This is a genomic window from Nocardioides sp. (assembly GCF_051876515.1).
GTDB lineage: Bacteria > Actinomycetota > Actinomycetes > Propionibacteriales > Nocardioidaceae > Nocardioides.
In genome coordinates this window covers 1-16,787 of the sequence record NZ_JBJEHY010000043.1, presented here as the reverse complement: position 1 = coordinate 16,787, position 16,787 = coordinate 1, and the positions used below count along the sequence as shown (strand labels likewise).

Below are 16,787 nucleotides of genomic sequence, written 5' to 3'. Positions count from 1 at the left end.
CTCTGCGTCGACCTTGGCCTGGAACGTGTACGGCGCGGGATGGCGGATCTGCTTACCATCCTCGGTCACGCGACCGAAGGGGTCGGTGTAGCGCGCCCGGTAGCGTCCGCTGGGCAGCTTCACGATCTGGCCGAACGATCGTTTCGTAGGTGCTCTCGTCATGGGCTCACCCGATTTCGTGTCCTATACGTGTCCTATCGGAGCGTAACTGAGGGCTCTCGTGATCACCAGCGATCACTGAGTGAATCGGCAAACGTGCAGGTCAGAGGCCCATTTTTGCCGATCTGAGCGTAGGGACGAGATTGCGGTCTGTCAGGTTCGAACGCAGTATCGCCCACCGCAACAGAACCGCCTCTGACCCGTGATAGCACGGTTCAGAGGCGGTTCTCGTTTGGACTCCGCGTCCTTTACGCGCCCTGTGGGCGGGGTGGCGGAGTCGCCGCTTCGCGTCCGCTGGCGTGTGGTGAGGAGGCGGGCTCCCGGATGGCACTGGCCCCAGGTGTTCGGCCGCCCGGGTGAGAGCAGCTGGTTCCGACCTACACGGAGACCGACGCTGCGAGGGTGGCGGCGTCCTCAGGAGTCGGAACCCCCACCATGCGCGACAGTCCGCCGCCGAAGAAGATCTTGACGAACGCGCCCCCATCGGGGCCCTCGCTGACTTCAAAGGCCCCGATCGAGGACAGCGGGATGGCGCACCAGCCTCCCGAGTTTTCCAGCAGCAGCACCCGCTTCGTGGTGATCACAATGTCGCGCTGAGGCGTGGCGATCGTCGCGGTCTTCGCCTCGGTGCCTCGCAGCAGCGTTTCAGCCTCCGGTTTGGGGTCCGGCGTGAATTGCGGCGCCGGGGTGGGGGCCACGGGAGGGGCTGGCGGCGCGGCTGGGGTGGTGGGCTGGCTGCGGTTGAACACGTGGCGTCTCCATCGTTCGTCGGGGCGCCGAAGTTAGTAGCCCGCTTGGCAGCGTGGGAGGTGCTTTCGCGAGCAACGCACGGTGAAAAGGCGGTCATGCCAGAAGCTGATCTGCTAGGAGCGCGACGATCGAGGGCGCCGGTACATGTCGGTCAGCGAGCGAGGGCCAACACGATTGGAGTCCGCCAGGGGAGTCCGACGCTTCGCCACCCTTCCCCTCAGCCCTCATGCGCGCACGTCACCCTATTAATCAGGAGGTTTACCCCGTGCTGACGTAGTCTTCACCAGTCGGGCGCGCGGGCCTCCCAGGCCCTCTCGGGCAGGTGTCTGACGCATGCCCAGATCCCCCACACGCAGGAGCAGTCTCGTGCACGTCGTTCACCCCGCCCGCAGTCCTGACCACTCGAACGGACGGGGGAGAAGAGCGTCGAGCGGCGGACGCTGCTGCGTACGGCTGCCTGGGCCGTGCCGGCCGTGACCGTGCTGGCGGTAACACCGGCTGGCTGCTACGAGGCACCTATGACGGCAAGTACGTCTCCGCCAACCAGGCGCAGTGGTTCAACGGCACCGGGACGCAGGGGCCGGGTCGCACCAACGAGCCCGACGGCTCGTTCATCTCGTTCGCGAACAACGCCAGCACGAGCGCGCCCGCCGTCATCACGGTGGCCTACAACTTCACGATGACCGGCTCCGGCTGGGTGGACGTCGCCGGCAGCCTGAAGTTCGGCTACGGCAACTCCGTCACCACCCCGCAGTGGACCGAGCGTCAGCTGATCGACGTCGAGCTGGTCGATGGCCCCAGCACGCACCCGCTGGCCCGACTCGGCCACCAGCGCCGGGGCACGGCCGCCAACCCCGACGCGGCCGTCTACTTCCCCACCGGCGCCAACGCCACCACGTACGCCGCCATGCTGAACAGCGACGCGGACCTGCGGGGCGTCGGGTACGCCCTCCACCTGGCCGGCGCCGGGCACGACAACGTGGCCACGTACGGCCCCAGCGAGCAGGTGTACCTCACCAGCGCCTCCACCGAGCCGCGCCAGGTGACGATCAACTACAAGCTGACCCTGCCGCGACGCCAGACGGCGGCGGGTGTCACGACGGTCAACGACGACGTCATCCTCAACCCGCCGACGGTGAAGGTCTACTGCTGAGATACGGGGGTCCCTGGACCCCCGTACAGCAGTCGCCGCACGCTGGCGCGTGACAGCAGCAGGACCACGACCAGCGCGGTGACGGACCAGAACCCGCCGAGGCTCACCGCCCCACCGAACGCACGGTCGACCAGTCCCAGGACCACCATCTTGGAGCCGGCCGCCACGACCCACAGGGCAACCCCGAACAGGACCTTCGTGCCCTGGGACTCCGCCCCACGGAACCGGGCGAGAACGACGCCCTTCACCACCAGCACGACCTCCAGCGACAGCTTGAGCAGGACCGCCGTCAGCAGGGACAACGTGAACGTCTCGCTGATCACCCGAGGCAGGTACTCGACGGCCAGGTTCAGCACGACGACGTAGACGAAGACGTCGATGACGTCCTCTGGGTGGGCCACCATCCACGAGCGGACGGGTCCCCGTCGGCCGGCTTGATCCCGGCCGTCGGGGGCCTGCTGTTCCATGACATCTCATCGTGCCCGACGCCGGCGCGGTGGGCCACCCGCGGTACACACGCCCGGCGGTGTGACAGGCTTGCCCGGTGCAGGGGTTCGAGGTCAGTGACGTCATGCTGCACCGCACCTTCGACGTCGGCACGCTCGCGCGCGGTGCCCGGTACGCGGGGTCCGGTGCCGTGCTCGGCACCAGTCTCGACCGCACCCCCGACGGCCACCCCGTCCTGCGCGGGCGCGTGCGCGGCAGCTCGCGCCAGCCGTACGACGTGAGCGTGACCCTCCTCGGCGACCGGCTGCGCTGCCAGTGCTCGTGCCCCGTGCGCACCAACTGCAAGCACGCCGTCGCGGTGATCCGGGTCGTACGCTCCGCCGCCTCGCTGCGGCCCACGGCCCCGGTGCCGCAGTGGCAGCGCACCCTCGACCAGCTGCTCGAACCGCTGGAGCGCCGGTCGGAGCCGACCCAGACCTCCGCGCCGCGCAAGCTCGGACTGCGCTTCGAGCTGCCCCGCCCCACCCGCCGCCAGTGGCGCGGCAGCGACACGAGCCACCTGTGGGTCCGCCCCGTACGCCAGGGCGCCCGCGACAACTGGATCAAGACCGGCATCACCTGGGCCACCGCCGAGGCGCCCCACCTCGACGACGCCCACGACCCCGACCAGCTGGCCGTCCTCACCCGCTTCGCGCGCGCCTTCCCCCAAGGCGTGCAGCGCGACATGGCCGACCTCACCGGCATCGGACCCCAGCTGCCCGACCTGCTCGCCGAGGCCCAGGCTGCCGGCATCGTGCTCATCGGAGGCGAACGGGTCTCCAGCGTCGAGGTCTCCCACGACCCGCTCGACGTGGTCGTCGACGTCGTCGACACCCCCGAGGGCTCCCAGCTGCGGATCGGCGTCTGGGACGGGGACCAGCTCCTCACCGGCGACGACCTGCACCTGCTGGGGCGGCAGCCGCACAGCGTCGGTCTCGTCCAGCCAGTACGCGCCAACACCACCGCCGCCCACCCCAAGGTCCGCCTCCTCCTCGCACCGCTGGCCGGACGCGTACCGGAGGACGTGGCCAACCTGCACCGCCGCGGCAGCGTCACGGTCCCGACGAAGGACCGCGCCCAGTTCGAGCGCGACTACCTCCCGCGGCTGCGCCAGCAGCTCGGGGTCATCTCCACCGACGGCTCCCGCGACCTCGTCCCCGAGAAGCCGCCCGTCGCCCGCGTCACCGTCGAGTGGGACGACCTCGACGCCGCGCTCACCTGGGAGTGGGTCTACCCCGACGGGGCCGTCTTCCCCCTCGACAGCCCGCAGCGGGCCCCCGCCGTACGCCGACCCGCCCACGAGCGTCGGCTCCTCGCGCAGCTGGCCGAGTTCGCCCACCTGCGCCCCCGGCACTCGCTGACCGGTGTGGCCGCGATGACCTTCGCCCGCGAGGAGCTGCCCCGGCTGCGCGCCCACGAGCAGGTCGAGGTCGTCGAGCAGGGCACCCCGCCCGACTACCGCGACGCGGTGGGGGAGGCCACCATCGAGTTCGTCGCCGCCGAGGACGACGGCGAGGGCACCACCGACTGGCTCGACCTCGCGGTCGTCATCACCGTCGACGGCGTCCAGCTCCCGCTGGCCGACGTGCTCAGCGCCCTCACCCTCGGCGAGGAGCAGGTCGTGGGACCCGGCGGACTGGTCGTCTCCACGGACCGCCCGGAGTTCCGACGGCTCGCCGAGCTCGTCGTCGCCGCGGCCGAGATCAGGCAGGGCTCCCGCGACGGCATGAAGGTCGCAGCGGCAGACCTGGGACTGTGGAACGACCTCGCCGAGCTCGGGGTCGTCGACGCGCAGGCCGCCCAGTGGGTCCAGGCCGCGCGCGCCCTCGTCGGCCACGAGAGCCTGCCCGAGGTCGAACCCGTCGGCCTGGCCAGCACGCTGCGGCCGTACCAGCTCGAGGGCGTGCGCTGGCTCGTCCACCTGTGGAGCCTCGGACTCGGCGGGATCCTCGCCGACGACATGGGACTCGGCAAGACCCTGCAGACCCTCGCCCTGGTCGCCCACGCCCGCGCCCACGGCGCCGCCCCCTTCCTCGTCGTCGCGCCCACCAGCGTCATGACTGCCTGGGCAAGCGAGGCCGCCCGGCACACGCCCGACCTGCGGATCCGCGTCATCGACGCCTCCCACGCCCGCCGCGGCACCCACCTGGCCGACGAGGTCGCCGACGCCGACCTCGTCGTCACCTCGTACACGCTGCTGCGCCTGGAGGCCGACGAGTACGCGGAGAGGACCTGGGGCGGCATCGTCCTCGACGAGGCCCAGGCCATCAAGAACCACCAGTCCAAGACCTACCAAGCCGTACGCCGCCTCGAGGCGCCGTTCCGCCTGGCCGTCACCGGCACGCCGTTCGAGAACCGCCTGATGGAGATGTGGGCGCTGCTGTCGGTCGTCGCGCCCGGCCTCTACCCGGCGCCCGCCCAGTTCATCGAGAACGTGGTCCGGCCCGTCGAGCGGTCCGGCGACCAGGCGGCCCTGGAGCGGTTCCGGGCGCGGATCCGGCCGTTCGTGCTGCGCCGCACCAAGGAGGTCGTCGCCGCCGACCTGCCCGCCAAGCAGGAGCAGGTGCTCGAGGTGCAGCTCAACGAGGCGCACCAGCAGCTGTACGACACCTGGCTGCAGCGCGAGCGGCAGGCGATCCTCGGCCTCGTCGACGACTTCGACCGCAACCGTGTCGCGATCTTCAGCGCACTCACCCGGCTGCGGCAGCTCAGCCTCGACGCCGCCCTCGTCGACGCCGAGCACGAGGGGATCGGGTCGGCCAAGCTCGACATGCTGGTCGACCACCTCGTCGAGATGGCCGCGGAGGGCCACCGGGCGCTCGTCTTCAGCCAGTTCACCAGCTTCCTCACCCGCGCCCGTACCCGCCTCGAGGCCGCCGGGCTCACCTGCCGGTACCTCGACGGCTCCACGCGTCGACGGGGCGAGGAGATCGACGCCTTCAAGTCCGGCGACGCCGACGCGTTCCTGATCAGCCTCAAGGCCGGGGGAGTCGGGCTGACCCTCACGGAGGCCGACTACGTCTTCGTGCTCGACCCGTGGTGGAATCCCGCCGCCGAGGCCCAGGCCGTCGACCGGGCCCACCGGATCGGGCAGCAGCGCCCCGTCATGGTCTACCGCCTCGTCAGCGCCGGGACCATCGAGGAGAAGGTGATGGCGCTCAAGGAGCGCAAGGCGGCCCTCTTCTCGTCGGTCTTCTCAGGAGACGGCGCGGTCGGCACCGGTATCGACGCCGACGACGTACGGGCCCTCTTCGACTGAGGCCGTTCGCCTGCCCCGGTGCCCCACGACTGACACACTGGCGCCGGACGAGCTGGAAGGAACAGGCATGACGGAAGCGGCACCCCTGGCACCCGTGGTCAGGTGGCCACGATGACCTCCGTCGTACGCGGTGTCGTGTGGATCGCCGCCCTGGTCGGCGTCTGCGTCGCACCCCTCGTCTTCGCGCTGATCGGGGCCACCCAGCCCGGGCAGGGCTTCCTCACCGACTTCTCGGTCGCGCTGGGGTTCGTCGGGCTCGCCCTCATGGGTGTCGAGTTCGTCCTGGTGGCGCGCGTGCGCCGGGTGGCTGAACCGTTCGGCACCGACGCCGTCATCGACCTCCACCGCTACCTCGGCGGCACGGGACTCCTCTTCGTCCTCGTGCACGTCGCGCTGTCGGCCGACTGGCGCCAGGCCAACCCGTTCACCCCCAGCGACACGCCGCCGCTGGTCGTGGTGGGCGGCGTCGCGGTGGTCTGCCTGCTCGCGCTCGGCGCGACGTCGGTGTGGCGACGCGGTCTGCGACTCTCGTACGAGGTCTGGCAGGCCCTGCACACCGGGCTGGCGGTCGTCGCGGTGGTCGCCGCCGTCGTCCACGTCATCCTCGTCGACCACTACGTCGACACCGCGTGGAAGCGCGCGCTGTGGAGCCTCATGGCGCTCTCCTTCGTCGGCCTGCTGGTGTGGGTCCGACTGGTACGGCCGTGGCGCCAGCGCCGTCGCCCGTGGGTGGTCGAGTCCGTGACGGCCGACCGGGACAGCACGACCGTCCTCACGATGCGTCCGCAGGGCCACGACGGGATGCGCTTCGAACCCGGCCAGTTCGCCTGGATCACGATCGACGGCTCGCCCTTCCGGCTCACCTCGCACCCGTTCTCGTTCAGCTCGAGCGCGGAGGTCCACGACCAGGTCCAGATGGCGATCAAGGCGGTGGGTGACTTCACCAGCAGCGTCGCCCACGTCGCGCCCGGGACCGTGGTCCACCTGGACGGGCCGCACGGCGTGTTCAGCATCGACCAGTACGAGGGCGCTGGCTTCGGGTTCGTGGCCGGCGGCGTCGGGATCGCCCCGGCGATGAGCATGGTCGAGACCCTCGCGGACCGTGGCGACGCCCGCCCGGTGCTGCTCTTCGTGGGCGCCCGGGACGCCGACAACGTGATCCTCGCGGACCGGATCGAGGCGCTGCGCGCCCGGCTCGACCTCGCCGTCGTCGTGGCACTCGAGAACCCGCCGGAGGGCTGGACCGGGGAGCGCGGCTACCTGGGCCGCGAGGTCTTCGAGCGCCACCTGCCCCGGGGGTACGAGCGCTTCCAGTACTTCGCCTGCGGTCCGGTGCCGATGCTGGACGCCGTCGAGAAGGCCCTCGTCGCGCTGGGTGTGCGCGGTGACCGCATCCACACCGAACGATTCGACTGGGTCTGAGCAGTGGAGGAGGAACCGTGCGACACGTGTACGTGATCCGCATCGCCGTCGCGCTGAGCGTGACGCTGGCGCTCGCCTGCGTGGTGTTCGCGGCCGTGCAGAACTGACGCCGCGGCGCCAACCGGGCGTGGGTGGCTGTCGCGCTCAGGTGCGCGGGTGGTCCGGGCCCGCCCAGGACGACGGCGGGTCCGAGGCGGGGAACGACTCGTTGGCGAACTCGTCGACCGTGTCGAAGGGGGCCACCGGCCCGGGAGCGGCGGCCGGCGGAGGGGTGGGAGCGGGCGGAGGCGTCGGCGGCGGGGCCGCGGCACTCGTGGGGCTGCTGTGGGCCGTCGCGTGCGACCCCGCGGCTCCGCCCGTACGGGCCTTGATCTGCTCGGCCAGCTTGCCGAGCGCTGCCTTGGTCTCCTCCGGGCGGGAGATGGCCCGTCCGACCAGGACGCCGAGGGCCAGGGTGATCAGTCGCTTCATGGTTCCGCCTTTCCGAGCGAAGGTGCGGACCTTCGACGTTAACAAGCCCACCTGACAGCGGAACCGGTCCGCGGACCAGTGGTCCGGTCTGTCGGTGCCGGCCCCTACATTTCCTCCCATGCCTGAGATCGCGTTCCGTCCCGCCGGCCCCGCCGACATCCCCGCCGTCGTCGCGCTGGTGACCTCGGCGTACCGGGGAGACGACAGCCGCGCCGGGTGGACCACGGAGGCCGACATCCTCGACGGCGAGCGGATCGACGCCGAGCAGGTGGCCGAGGACCTCTCGGCGCCGCGCAGCACCGTGGTGGTCGCCGAGCGCGAGGGCCAGCTGGTCGCCTGCGTGCACGTGGCGGACCGGGACGGCGTGGGCTACCTCGGCATGTTCGCGGTCGCGCCGGGCGAGCAGGGGACCGGTCTCGGTTCCCGCCTGATGGGCCACGCCGAGGCCCACGTCGCGCGCGAGTGGGGACCGGCCGCGATCGAGATGACCGTCATCGACGTGCGTGAGGAGCTGATCGCCTTCTACGAGCGACGCGGGTACGTCCGCACGGGCGAGACCAAGCCCTTCCCGTACGGCGACGAGCGGTTCGGGATCCCGCGCCGCGACGACCTGCGGTTCGTGGTGCTCCGCAAGCCGCTGACCTGAGCCGTCCACCCACGCCGCCCAGCGGTCCCGGGCCGCATCTGGCGTGCGGCGCGGCACGGGCGGCCGATAACATCGACCCGGCGGCAGCTGCCGCCGACGTATTCAGCAGCAGAGGGAGTACCCGTGTCCGAGATCAAGGTCGTCCGCATCCTCGCCGGTGAGCGTGAGGAACGGACCCTGACGACCGAGGACGGGGCTCCGGCCAAGGCCTGGCAGCTGTTCGCCGACGACGCCGACGTCATCGCGGCGCGGGTGGCCGGCGAGCTCAAGGACCTCTCGTACGCGCTCGCCGACGGCGACGAGGTCGAGGGCGTCGAGATCTCCACGGCCGACGGTCGCGACATCCTGCGCCACTCCACTGCGCACGTGCTCGCCCAGGCCGTCCAGCAGCTCTACCCCGAGGCCAAGCTCGGCATCGGACCGCCGATCACCGACGGCTTCTACTACGACTTCGATGTCGAGACCCCCTTCACCCCCGACGACCTCACCAAGATCGAGTCGGCGATGCGCAAGATCGTCAAGGAGAACCAGCGCTTCGAGCGCCGGGTCACCACGGACGCCGACGCGCTCGTCGAGCTCGCCGACGAGCCGTACAAGATCGAGCTGATCGGCCTCAAGGGTGGGGGCGCCGAGGCGGCCGAGGGCGCCAGCGTCGAGGTCGGCGCCGGCGAGCTGACCATCTACGACAACATCAACCGCAAGGGTGAGGTCGCGTGGAAGGACCTGTGCCGCGGTCCCCACCTGCCCACCACCAAGCGGATCCCCGCCTTCAAGATCATGCGCTCGGCCGCCGCGTACTGGCGCGGCGACGAGAAGAACAAGCAGCTGCAGCGCATCTACGGCACCGCCTGGGAGTCGAAGGAGGCGCTCGAGGAGCACCTGCACCGCCTCGAGGAGGCCGAGCGCCGCGACCACCGCAAGCTGGGCCGCGAGCTCGACCTGTTCTCCTTCCCCGACGAGCTGGGCTCCGGCCTGCCCGTCTTCCACCCCAAGGGCGGCGTCCTCAAGCGGGTCATGGAGGACTACGTCCGGGCCCGCCACATCGAGGAGGGGTTCGAGTACGTCGGCACCCCGCACATCTCCAAGGACGGCCTGTTCCACACCTCGGGCCACCTGCCGCACTACGCCGAGACCATGTTCCCGCCGATGGAGTTCGAGGGGGCGAACTACCAGCTCAAGGCGATGAACTGCCCGATGCACAACCTGATCTACCGCAGCCGCGGTCGCTCGTACCGTGAGCTCCCGCTGCGCCTGTTCGAGTTCGGCTCGGTGTACCGCTACGAGAAGTCCGGCGTGATCCACGGCCTGACCCGCGTGCGCGGCTTCGCCCAGGACGACTCGCACTCGTACTGCACCCCGGAGCAGGCGCCGGACGAGGTCAAGCACCTGCTCGACTTCATGCTGAGCGTGCTGCGCGACTTCGGCCTCGACGACTTCTACCTCGAGCTGTCGACCCGCGACCCCGAGAGCGACAAGTTCATCGGCACCGACGAGCAGTGGGCCGTGGCGACCCAGGTCCTCGAGGACGTGGCCACCGAGTCCGGTCTCGACCTGGTCCCCGACCCGGGCGGCGCCGCCTTCTACGGCCCCAAGATCTCGGTCCAGGCCAAGGACGCCATCGGCCGCACCTGGCAGATGGGCACCGTGCAGTACGACTTCAACCAGCCGCACCGCTTCGAGCTGGCGTACCAGGCCTCCGACGGCACCCGGCAGGAGCCGGTGATGATCCACTCGGCCAAGTTCGGGTCGATCGAGCGGTTCATCGGCGTCCTCGTCGAGCACTACGCGGGCGCCTTCCCGCCCTGGCTGGCTCCCGTCCAGGCCGTCGGCATCCCGATCGCCGAGCGTCACGACGACTACCTCAAGGAGGTCGTGGGCCAGCTCAAGGCGGCCGGCCTGCGCGCCGAGGTGGACCTGTCGGACGACCGCATGCAGAAGAAGATCCGCAACGCCCAGATCCAGAAGGTGCCGTTCATGCTCATCGCGGGCGACGCCGACGTGGAGGCGGGTGCGGTGTCGTTCCGCTACCGCGACGGCCGTCAGGACAACGGGGTGCCGGTGGCGGAGGCCATCGAACGGATCCGCTCCGCGGTCGAGAGCCGCGAGCAGGTCTGAGCCGGACGTGGACGACAGCACGCCGCACCCCGACGGCCTCGAGCGTCTGTGGACGCCCTACCGGATGGCCTACATCCGGGGCGAGGAGCTGGCCAAGCAGCAGGAGGAGCCCGGTTGCCCCTTCTGCCGGATCCCGACCATGGACGACCGCGAGGCGCTCGTGGTGCGGCGGGGTGAGCACTGCTACGCGGTGCTCAACCTGCACCCGTACAACCCCGGCCACCTGATGGTCATCCCGTACCGCCACGTCTCCGAGCTGGAGGACCTCACCGACGAGGAGTCGCGTGAACTGATGTCGATGACGCAGACCGCGATCCGCGCCGTCAAGACCATCAGCAACCCCCGCGCCCTCAACGTGGGCCTCAACCTGGGCTCGGCGGCCGGCGGTTCGCTGGCCGCGCACCTGCACCAGCACGTCGTGCCGCGCTGGGTCGGTGACGCCAACTTCATCACCGTCACCGGCAACACCAAGGTCATCCCGCAGCTGCTGGCCGAGACCCGCGACCTGCTCGCCGAGGCCTGGGACTGAGCGTGCCGCCCGCACTCGGCTGGGGTGTGCTGGCCCTCGTCTTCCTCGACGAGGTGCTGGCCCTGGTCGCGCTCGGCGTGGCCGGTGCCGCGCTGGGCGGGTGGCCCCTGGCCACCGGGGCCGTCCTCGTAGGGGTGCTGCTGTGGTGGGCGTTCGCCTCACCCAAGGCGCCGTACGGGACCCCGCTCGTGCGTCCGCTGGTCAAGGTCGTGGTCTTCGGCGCCGCGTGCGCCGGCCTGTGGCTGGCTGGCCACACCACGGCTGCCGTGGCGCTGCTGGTCTTCTCCGTCGTCGTCAACGCCGTCGCCGCGCACCCCGACGTCGCCCGCCTGACGGAGGAGGTCTGATGGCCCGGGCCACCGGTACGACCAGCGCACGCAGCGACGCCGAGCTCGCCGCCGAGCTCGTCACCCGCGCGGCCCACGTCGCCGGGGCGTGGTTCAGACGACCCGTCGAGACCCGTACGAAGACCAACCCGACGGACCTCGTCACCGAGGCCGACCGGGAGGCCGAGGCGTACGTCGTGGCCCGCCTCGCGGCCGAGCGCCCGGACGACGGGGTCCTCGGCGAGGAGGGCGCCTTCACGCCCGGGACCTCGGGGCGCCGCTGGGTCATCGACCCGGTCGACGGCACCTACAACTTCGTCCGCGGCATCGACTGGTGGTGCTCGGCCGTCGCACTCGTCGACGGGGACGAACTCGTCCTGGGGGCCGTCCACGACCCGTCGCGCGGTGAGACGTTCGTCGGCGGGCCCGGCCTCGGGGCCCACGTCAGCGGCAGCGCCTTGCCCGCCCTGGAGGACCGGCCGCTGTCCCTGACCTGCGCGGCGACCTACCTGCACCCGCCCTACCTGTCCGGGGAGGTGGGGCAGGCCTGGGCCCGCGTCTACGCCGGGCTGGGCTCGCACCGGGTGCTCGGCTCGGGCACCCTGGACGCGATGGCGCTGGCGCGCGGCCGGATCGACCTGGTCTTCCAGCACTCCGTCCCTGACTGGGACCGGCTCCCGGGCGAGGCGATCATCCGCGCGGTGGGCGGCGAGGCCCGGACGGTGCGTGCCGGGGGAGTCGACTGGTACGTCGCGGGTGTCCCCACGGCAGTGGCCGAGGCGTGCGCCCGGCTGCTGGACGGGTAGCCTGCGGGAGTGCTCGACCGGTTCAAGAACTTCTGGCAGGGCGTCGTGCTGGCGCCGATCGTCTCCCTGTTCCTGCGTCTGGGGATCAGCCCCGACCTGGTGACTCTCGTGGGGACCCTCGGTGTGGTGACGGGTGCGCTCGTCTTCTTCCCCCAGGGGATGCTGCTGACCGGGGTCCTGTTCATCACCGCCTTCGTCTTCTCCGACCTGCTCGATGGCGCCATGGCGCGCGCCTCGGGCCGGGTCTCTGTCTTCGGCAACTTCTGGGACTCCACGCTCGACCGGTTCGGTGACGCGGCCATCTTCGGCGGTCTGGTCCTCTACTTCGCCGGCCCCGGTGACAGCGACCTCTACCTCTACTTGTCCCTGTACTGTCTGGTGACCGGCTCGGTCACCTCGTACGCCCGGGCCAAGGCCGAGTCGCTGGGCCTCGACGCGAAGGGCGGCATCGCCGAGCGGGCCGACCGGTTGGTCGCGATCCTGGTGATGACGGGCCTCGGTGCGATCTTCGACCTGCCCGTCCTCATGCACGTCGCCCTGTGGGCACTGGCGTTCGCCAGCACGTACACGGTCGGCTTCCGGGTGCTGAAGGTCTACCGCCAGGCCAAGGCCCTCGACACCGTCTGACGGACGCCAAGCCTCAGGGAGCGGTCCGGGCCTCCGCCGCGGCCGTGGCCACGTCACACGCCAGCGCCGCCTGGTCGGTGTCGTCGAGGTGGTGCACGGTGAGCCGTACGTGCCGTGAGGCGTCCTCCGGCGTCGCGGTCAGCGCGAACTCGTCGCCCGCGCGGGCCAGCCAGCCGCGGCGCATCAGGCGTGCCACGGTCGCCCCGGCGGGAGCGCGGCAGTCCACCCACAGGCTCAGGCCCTCGCCGGCCCGCGTCTCCAGCCCGGCCGCACTCAGCAGGGCGGCGAAGGCGGCGTTGCGCTCGGCGTAGTGGCGGCCGGTGCCGCGGATCCCGGCCAGCACCTCGGTGTCGGCGAGCTGGGCGTGCGCGAGCCGCTGCAGCAGGTGGCTGACCCAGGTCGTGCCCGGGCGCAGCCGCAGCGCCAGCCGGTCCGCGGTGTGCCGGTCGGAGGCGACCAGGGCGACGCACGAGTCGGGCCCCAGGAACTTCGACACCGACCGGACCAGCGCCCAGCGACGGTGTCCCGGGCCGACCAGGCTGCGGTACGGCTGCTGGGAGAGCAGGGAGAAGTGGTCGTCCTCGACCACCAGCACGTACGGGTGGTCGGCGAGGACCTCGCGCAGCTCGGCCGCGCGTCGTTCGCTGAGCCCGACCCCGGTCGGGTTCTGGGCCCGCGGCGTGGTCACGACGGCGCGTACGCCCTGCTCGAGCGCCGCGCGGAGCCCGTCGGGGGTCATGCCCTCGGAGTCGACCGGCACACCGACGGCCCGGTACCCGCCCAGTCGCACGGTCTGGATGCTGGCCAGGAAGCAGGGGACCTCGAGCGCGACCGCGTCGTCGCGGGTCAAGGACTGCGACAGCAGGCGCTCGATCGCGTCGACCGCCCCGGAGGTGACGGACAGCCGGAACTCGGTGGGGCGGCCGGCCGAGGTCAGGTCCTCGGCGAACCACGCGGTCGCCCAGGCGCCGAGGCCGGGGTCGACGACGGGTTCGCCGTACAGGACCGGACGCCGCGGCAGCGTCGCGAGGACGGGGGAGGGGTCGGGGAAGCGGTCGGGGTCGGGGTTGTTGCTGGCGACGTCGCGCAGGGCGCTGTCGGTGGCAAAGCCCTCCTCGGGGGCGGAGCGCAGGTCGGCGACGCGGGTGCCGGCCCGCCCGAGCGTGACCACCAGTCCCGCCTGCGCGAGCTGGCGGTAGCCGGCGACGACGGTGTTGCGGTTGACGCCGAGGTGGTCGGCGAGCGCACGCACCGGTGGGAGCGTCTCGCCCGCGGTCAGCTCGCCGCGGTCGAGCAGGTCGCGGACGCTCTCGGCGAGCTCGGCCGCCGTGGACCCCGTGATTGCTGTCTGCATGCCACCTCCGCGCCAGATCCTATGCGGAACCGCTTGGCCCGGAGCGTGTTAGCGTTTGACCTAGGACAATACTTCCCCTGAGTGGGACAACGCTGGAGGTACCGCATGACCACCACCCCGCAGGCCACCTCGGTCGGCACGGCCCGCGTCAAGCGAGGTATGGCCGAGATGCTCAAGGGCGGCGTCATCATGGACGTCGTCAACGCCGAGCAGGCCAAGATCGCCGAGGACGCCGGCGCCGTCGCCGTGATGGCCCTCGAGCGGGTGCCGGCCGACATCCGCGCGCAGGGTGGCGTGAGCCGCATGAGCGACCCGGACATGATCGACGGCATCATCGAGGCCGTCTCGATCCCGGTCATGGCCAAGGCCCGCATCGGTCACTTCGCCGAGGCGCAGGTCCTGCAGAGCCTGGGTGTCGACTACATCGACGAGTCCGAGGTGCTGACCCCGGCCGACTACGCCAACCACATCGACAAGTGGGAGTTCACCGTCCCCTTCGTGTGCGGCGCGACCAACCTCGGAGAGGCGCTGCGCCGGATCACCGAGGGCGCGGCCATGATCCGCTCCAAGGGGGAGGCCGGCACCGGCGACGTCTCCAACGCCGTCACCCACATGCGCACGATCCGCGCCGAGCTGCGTCGCCTGCAGGGCCTCTCCGTCGACGAGCTGTACGTCGCGGCCAAGGAGCTCCAGGCCCCGTACGAGCTGGTGCGCGAGGTGGCCGGGAGCGGCAAGCTCCCCGTGGTGCTGTTCACGGCCGGCGGCATCGCGACCCCCGCCGACGCGGCGATGATGATGCAGCTCGGCGCCGAGGGTGTCTTCGTCGGGTCCGGCATCTTCAAGTCCGGCAACCCCGCCCAGCGTGCCGAGGCGATCGTGAAGGCGACCACGTTCTTCGACGACCCCGACGTGGTGGCCAAGGTCAGCCGGGGCCTGGGTGAGGCCATGGTCGGCATCAACGTCGACGAGATCCCTCAGCCGCACCGTCTGGCCGAGCGCGGCTGGTGACGACCTCGGGCGTCCCGGGTGGCTGTGGAGGAGCCACCCGGACGTCGGAGGACTCGGCCTAGGATCGTCGGGTTCCACCCGGCGACAAGGAGACCCGATGTCCGCGGACACCATCGAGGACGAGCTGCGTGACGTCGCGCGCCTGCAGGTGCGTACGGCTCTGCTCGACCCTGCTGGCCAGCTCGAGGCGCTGACCTCGGCGGTGGCCGAGCGGATGCCGCAGACCGATCCCACGATCATGGCCCGGGCGTGGCTCGCCGCGGCCCGCAAGGACCTGGTGGCCGAGGCGTCGACCTGGCCCGAGGTCACCGACCGGGAGCGCCTCGAGCGAGCGCTGGCCGAGTGCGAGCAGCACGGTGTCCTGGTGCTCAGCGGCGTCGAGGAGGAGGCGGTGCGCGCGCGCCTGGCCGACTCGCCGCCGCAGCGGGGAGTGCTCTGGTTCACCGAGCCGGCCGCGTGGCGCTCCGTTGACGACGGTGTGCTGGCCCTCGAGGTCCGGCGCCCGGACGGGACGCGGATCACCGGCGAGGACGGGCTGGGTCCCGCCGTGCTGGGGTGCCTGGCCCGCCACGACGTGCGGGCCCGGGTGCACGCCGGTCGGATCGAGGTCGCCGTGCGCTGGCAGCGGCGCCCCTGACCGTCCCCGGGAACGACGAAGGGGGCCCCGAGGGGCCCCCTTGTCACGTGCTGCTGCGTCAGTTGGCGGCGTTGCCGGCCACGGCGGCGACGAAGTCGCGGGCCTCGGCGCGCACGGCCTCGTCGGCGAAGTTGCCCTCGGCGTCGAACGTGTCGGCGCCGACGGTCAGGTTGAAGACGGTCTCGAGGACCTTGGCCTCACCGAACGCGAGGGTGGCGACGAGCGCGTCGGTGCCCGGCTTGCCACCGTGGGGCGAGATGGAAGCGCCGGCGACAGCGGTCACCTTGGAGTTGAAGGAGTGCTGGCCCCAGGGGCGCGAGGCCCAGTCGACGGCGTTCTTGACGACGCCGGACAGGGTGTTGTTGTAGGTCGGGGTGGCCACGATGACGGCGTCGGCGGCCTCGATGGCGGCCTTGAAGTCGACGGCCGACTGCGGGTACGCGGCGTCGTGGTCGGGGGAGTACATCGGGAGGTCCGCGATGGTGATCTCGGTGATCTCGACGCCCTCGGGAGCGTTCTTCTTCACGGCCTCGAAGGCGGCGCGGTTGATCGAGGTGGACGAGACGGAACCGACGATGTAGCCGATCTTGGTGGTCACGGGTGACTCCTGTGGGGTTGCTTGCGAGAACGAGGCCGTGCGGCCCGACGGAATTCTTCAACCGTCAACAATTGACTTCTCTTCCCACTTTCGTCCGGACGAACGGGTGACGCCGGACACGCCGTTCAGTGGCCGTCGCTGCCACCGTGCGGCCACGGGGACGGACCGGCGCCCGGGCGGCGCGGTCCCCAGCCGTACGATCACGCCGTGCCGTCACCACGCGTCGGAGTGCTCGCCCTGCAGGGCGACGTCCGTGAACACCTCGCCGCCCTCGCGTCCGTCGGCGCCGACCCCGTCGCCGTGCGTCGCCCCTCCGAGCTGGCGGCCGTCGACGGCCTCGTCCTGCCGGGCGGTGAGTCGACGACGATGGCCAAGCTGGCCGGCATCTTCGAGCTGCTCGAGCCGCTGCGTGAGCGCCTGCGCGCCGGGATGCCCGCGTTC

General features: G+C 71.4%; 16 protein-coding genes and 1 pseudogene. 12 read left to right on the top strand and 5 right to left on the bottom strand.

What is annotated here, in order from left to right; genetic code table 11:
• Nucleotides 1-536: 536 nt before the first annotated feature.
• Entirely contained in the window at nt 537-908 is a 372-nt protein-coding gene (locus ACI379_RS02800) for a hypothetical protein (RefSeq protein ID WP_439790538.1), read from the bottom strand.
• Between the two features lie 323 nt (nt 909-1,231).
• Between ACI379_RS02800 and ACI379_RS02795 the strand changes: the two genes are divergently transcribed.
• Entirely contained in the window at nt 1,232-2,062 is an 831-nt protein-coding gene (locus tag ACI379_RS02795) for a hypothetical protein (RefSeq protein ID WP_439790537.1), read from the top strand.
• On the opposite strand, the gene ACI379_RS02790 is transcribed toward ACI379_RS02795, so the two are convergent.
• Nucleotides 2,053-2,529 carry a hypothetical protein gene (locus ACI379_RS02790; RefSeq protein WP_439790536.1) on the bottom strand — a complete coding sequence of 159 codons (477 nt, stop codon included), beginning with the start codon at nt 2,527-2,529 and terminating at the stop codon, nt 2,053-2,055. The two genes, ACI379_RS02795 and ACI379_RS02790, sit on opposite strands and share 10 nt — an antisense overlap.
• A 77-nt stretch (nt 2,530-2,606) precedes the next feature.
• Between ACI379_RS02790 and ACI379_RS02785 the strand changes: the two genes are divergently transcribed.
• Nucleotides 2,607-5,807 carry a DEAD/DEAH box helicase gene (locus ACI379_RS02785; RefSeq protein WP_439790535.1) on the top strand — a complete coding sequence of 1,067 codons (3,201 nt, stop codon included), beginning with the start codon at nt 2,607-2,609 and terminating at the stop codon, nt 5,805-5,807.
• A gap of 111 nt (nt 5,808-5,918) precedes the next feature.
• Entirely contained in the window at nt 5,919-7,229 is a 1,311-nt protein-coding gene (locus ACI379_RS02780) for a ferredoxin reductase family protein (RefSeq protein WP_439790534.1), read from the top strand.
• Between the two features lie 144 nt (nt 7,230-7,373).
• Here the strand turns inward: ACI379_RS02780 and ACI379_RS02775 are convergent, their stop codons facing one another.
• Complete coding sequence (locus ACI379_RS02775; RefSeq protein WP_439790533.1) at nt 7,374-7,700, bottom strand: hypothetical protein; 327 nt, start codon at nt 7,698-7,700, stop codon at nt 7,374-7,376.
• Between the two features lie 118 nt (nt 7,701-7,818).
• Between ACI379_RS02775 and ACI379_RS02770 the strand changes: the two genes are divergently transcribed.
• The 6 genes from ACI379_RS02770 to pgsA all read left to right on the top strand — a co-directional run bounded on the left by ACI379_RS02770 (nt 7,819) and on the right by pgsA (nt 12,749).
• Nucleotides 7,819-8,346: a GNAT family N-acetyltransferase gene (locus ACI379_RS02770; RefSeq protein WP_439790532.1), complete on the top strand. Its 528-nt coding sequence runs from the start codon at nt 7,819-7,821 to the stop codon at nt 8,344-8,346.
• Between the two features lie 177 nt (nt 8,347-8,523).
• Nucleotides 8,524-10,461, top strand: coding sequence for a threonine--tRNA ligase (thrS, locus tag ACI379_RS02765; protein ID WP_439790539.1), 1,938 nt, complete (start codon nt 8,524-8,526; stop codon nt 10,459-10,461).
• A 7-nt stretch (nt 10,462-10,468) separates the two neighbouring features.
• On the top strand, nt 10,469-10,990 hold the full coding sequence (locus ACI379_RS02760) for an HIT family protein (protein WP_439790531.1): 522 nt from the start codon (nt 10,469-10,471) through the stop codon (nt 10,988-10,990).
• Nucleotides 10,991-10,992: 2 nt separating this feature from the next.
• Nucleotides 10,993-11,337 carry a DUF2568 domain-containing protein gene (locus tag ACI379_RS02755; RefSeq protein WP_439790530.1) on the top strand — a complete coding sequence of 115 codons (345 nt, stop codon included), beginning with the start codon at nt 10,993-10,995 and terminating at the stop codon, nt 11,335-11,337.
• The gene (locus ACI379_RS02750) at nt 11,337-12,122 is read left to right on the top strand and encodes an inositol monophosphatase family protein (RefSeq protein WP_439790529.1); all 786 of its coding nucleotides are present in this window, start codon (nt 11,337-11,339) and stop codon (nt 12,120-12,122) included. The genes ACI379_RS02755 and ACI379_RS02750 overlap by 1 nt, the downstream gene beginning before the upstream one ends.
• 9 nt (nt 12,123-12,131) lie before the next feature.
• Nucleotides 12,132-12,749 carry a phosphatidylinositol phosphate synthase gene (gene pgsA / locus ACI379_RS02745; protein ID WP_439790528.1) on the top strand — a complete coding sequence of 206 codons (618 nt, stop codon included), beginning with the start codon at nt 12,132-12,134 and terminating at the stop codon, nt 12,747-12,749.
• A 13-nt stretch (nt 12,750-12,762) separates the two neighbouring features.
• On the opposite strand, the gene ACI379_RS02740 is transcribed toward pgsA, so the two are convergent.
• Nucleotides 12,763-14,103: an aminotransferase class I/II-fold pyridoxal phosphate-dependent enzyme gene (locus ACI379_RS02740; protein WP_439790527.1), complete on the bottom strand. Its 1,341-nt coding sequence runs from the start codon at nt 14,101-14,103 to the stop codon at nt 12,763-12,765.
• Nucleotides 14,104-14,208: 105 nt separating this feature from the next.
• Between ACI379_RS02740 and pdxS the strand changes: the two genes are divergently transcribed.
• Both pdxS and ACI379_RS02730 read left to right on the top strand, forming a co-directional pair.
• Nucleotides 14,209-15,111, top strand: coding sequence for a pyridoxal 5'-phosphate synthase lyase subunit PdxS (pdxS, locus tag ACI379_RS02735; RefSeq protein WP_439790526.1), 903 nt, complete (start codon nt 14,209-14,211; stop codon nt 15,109-15,111).
• A 97-nt stretch (nt 15,112-15,208) separates the two neighbouring features.
• Nucleotides 15,209-15,748: a DUF6891 domain-containing protein gene (locus tag ACI379_RS02730; protein WP_439790525.1), complete on the top strand. Its 540-nt coding sequence runs from the start codon at nt 15,209-15,211 to the stop codon at nt 15,746-15,748.
• Nucleotides 15,749-15,806: 58 nt separating this feature from the next.
• Here ACI379_RS02730 and ACI379_RS02725 read toward each other — a convergent pair whose 3' ends face one another.
• Complete coding sequence (locus tag ACI379_RS02725; RefSeq protein WP_439790524.1) at nt 15,807-16,346, bottom strand: NADPH-dependent FMN reductase; 540 nt, start codon at nt 16,344-16,346, stop codon at nt 15,807-15,809.
• 207 nt (nt 16,347-16,553) lie between these two features.
• Here ACI379_RS02725 and ACI379_RS02720 point away from each other — a divergent pair.
• Nucleotides 16,554-16,787: pseudogene (locus ACI379_RS02720) on the top strand (pyridoxal 5'-phosphate synthase glutaminase subunit PdxT); the annotation flags it as partial.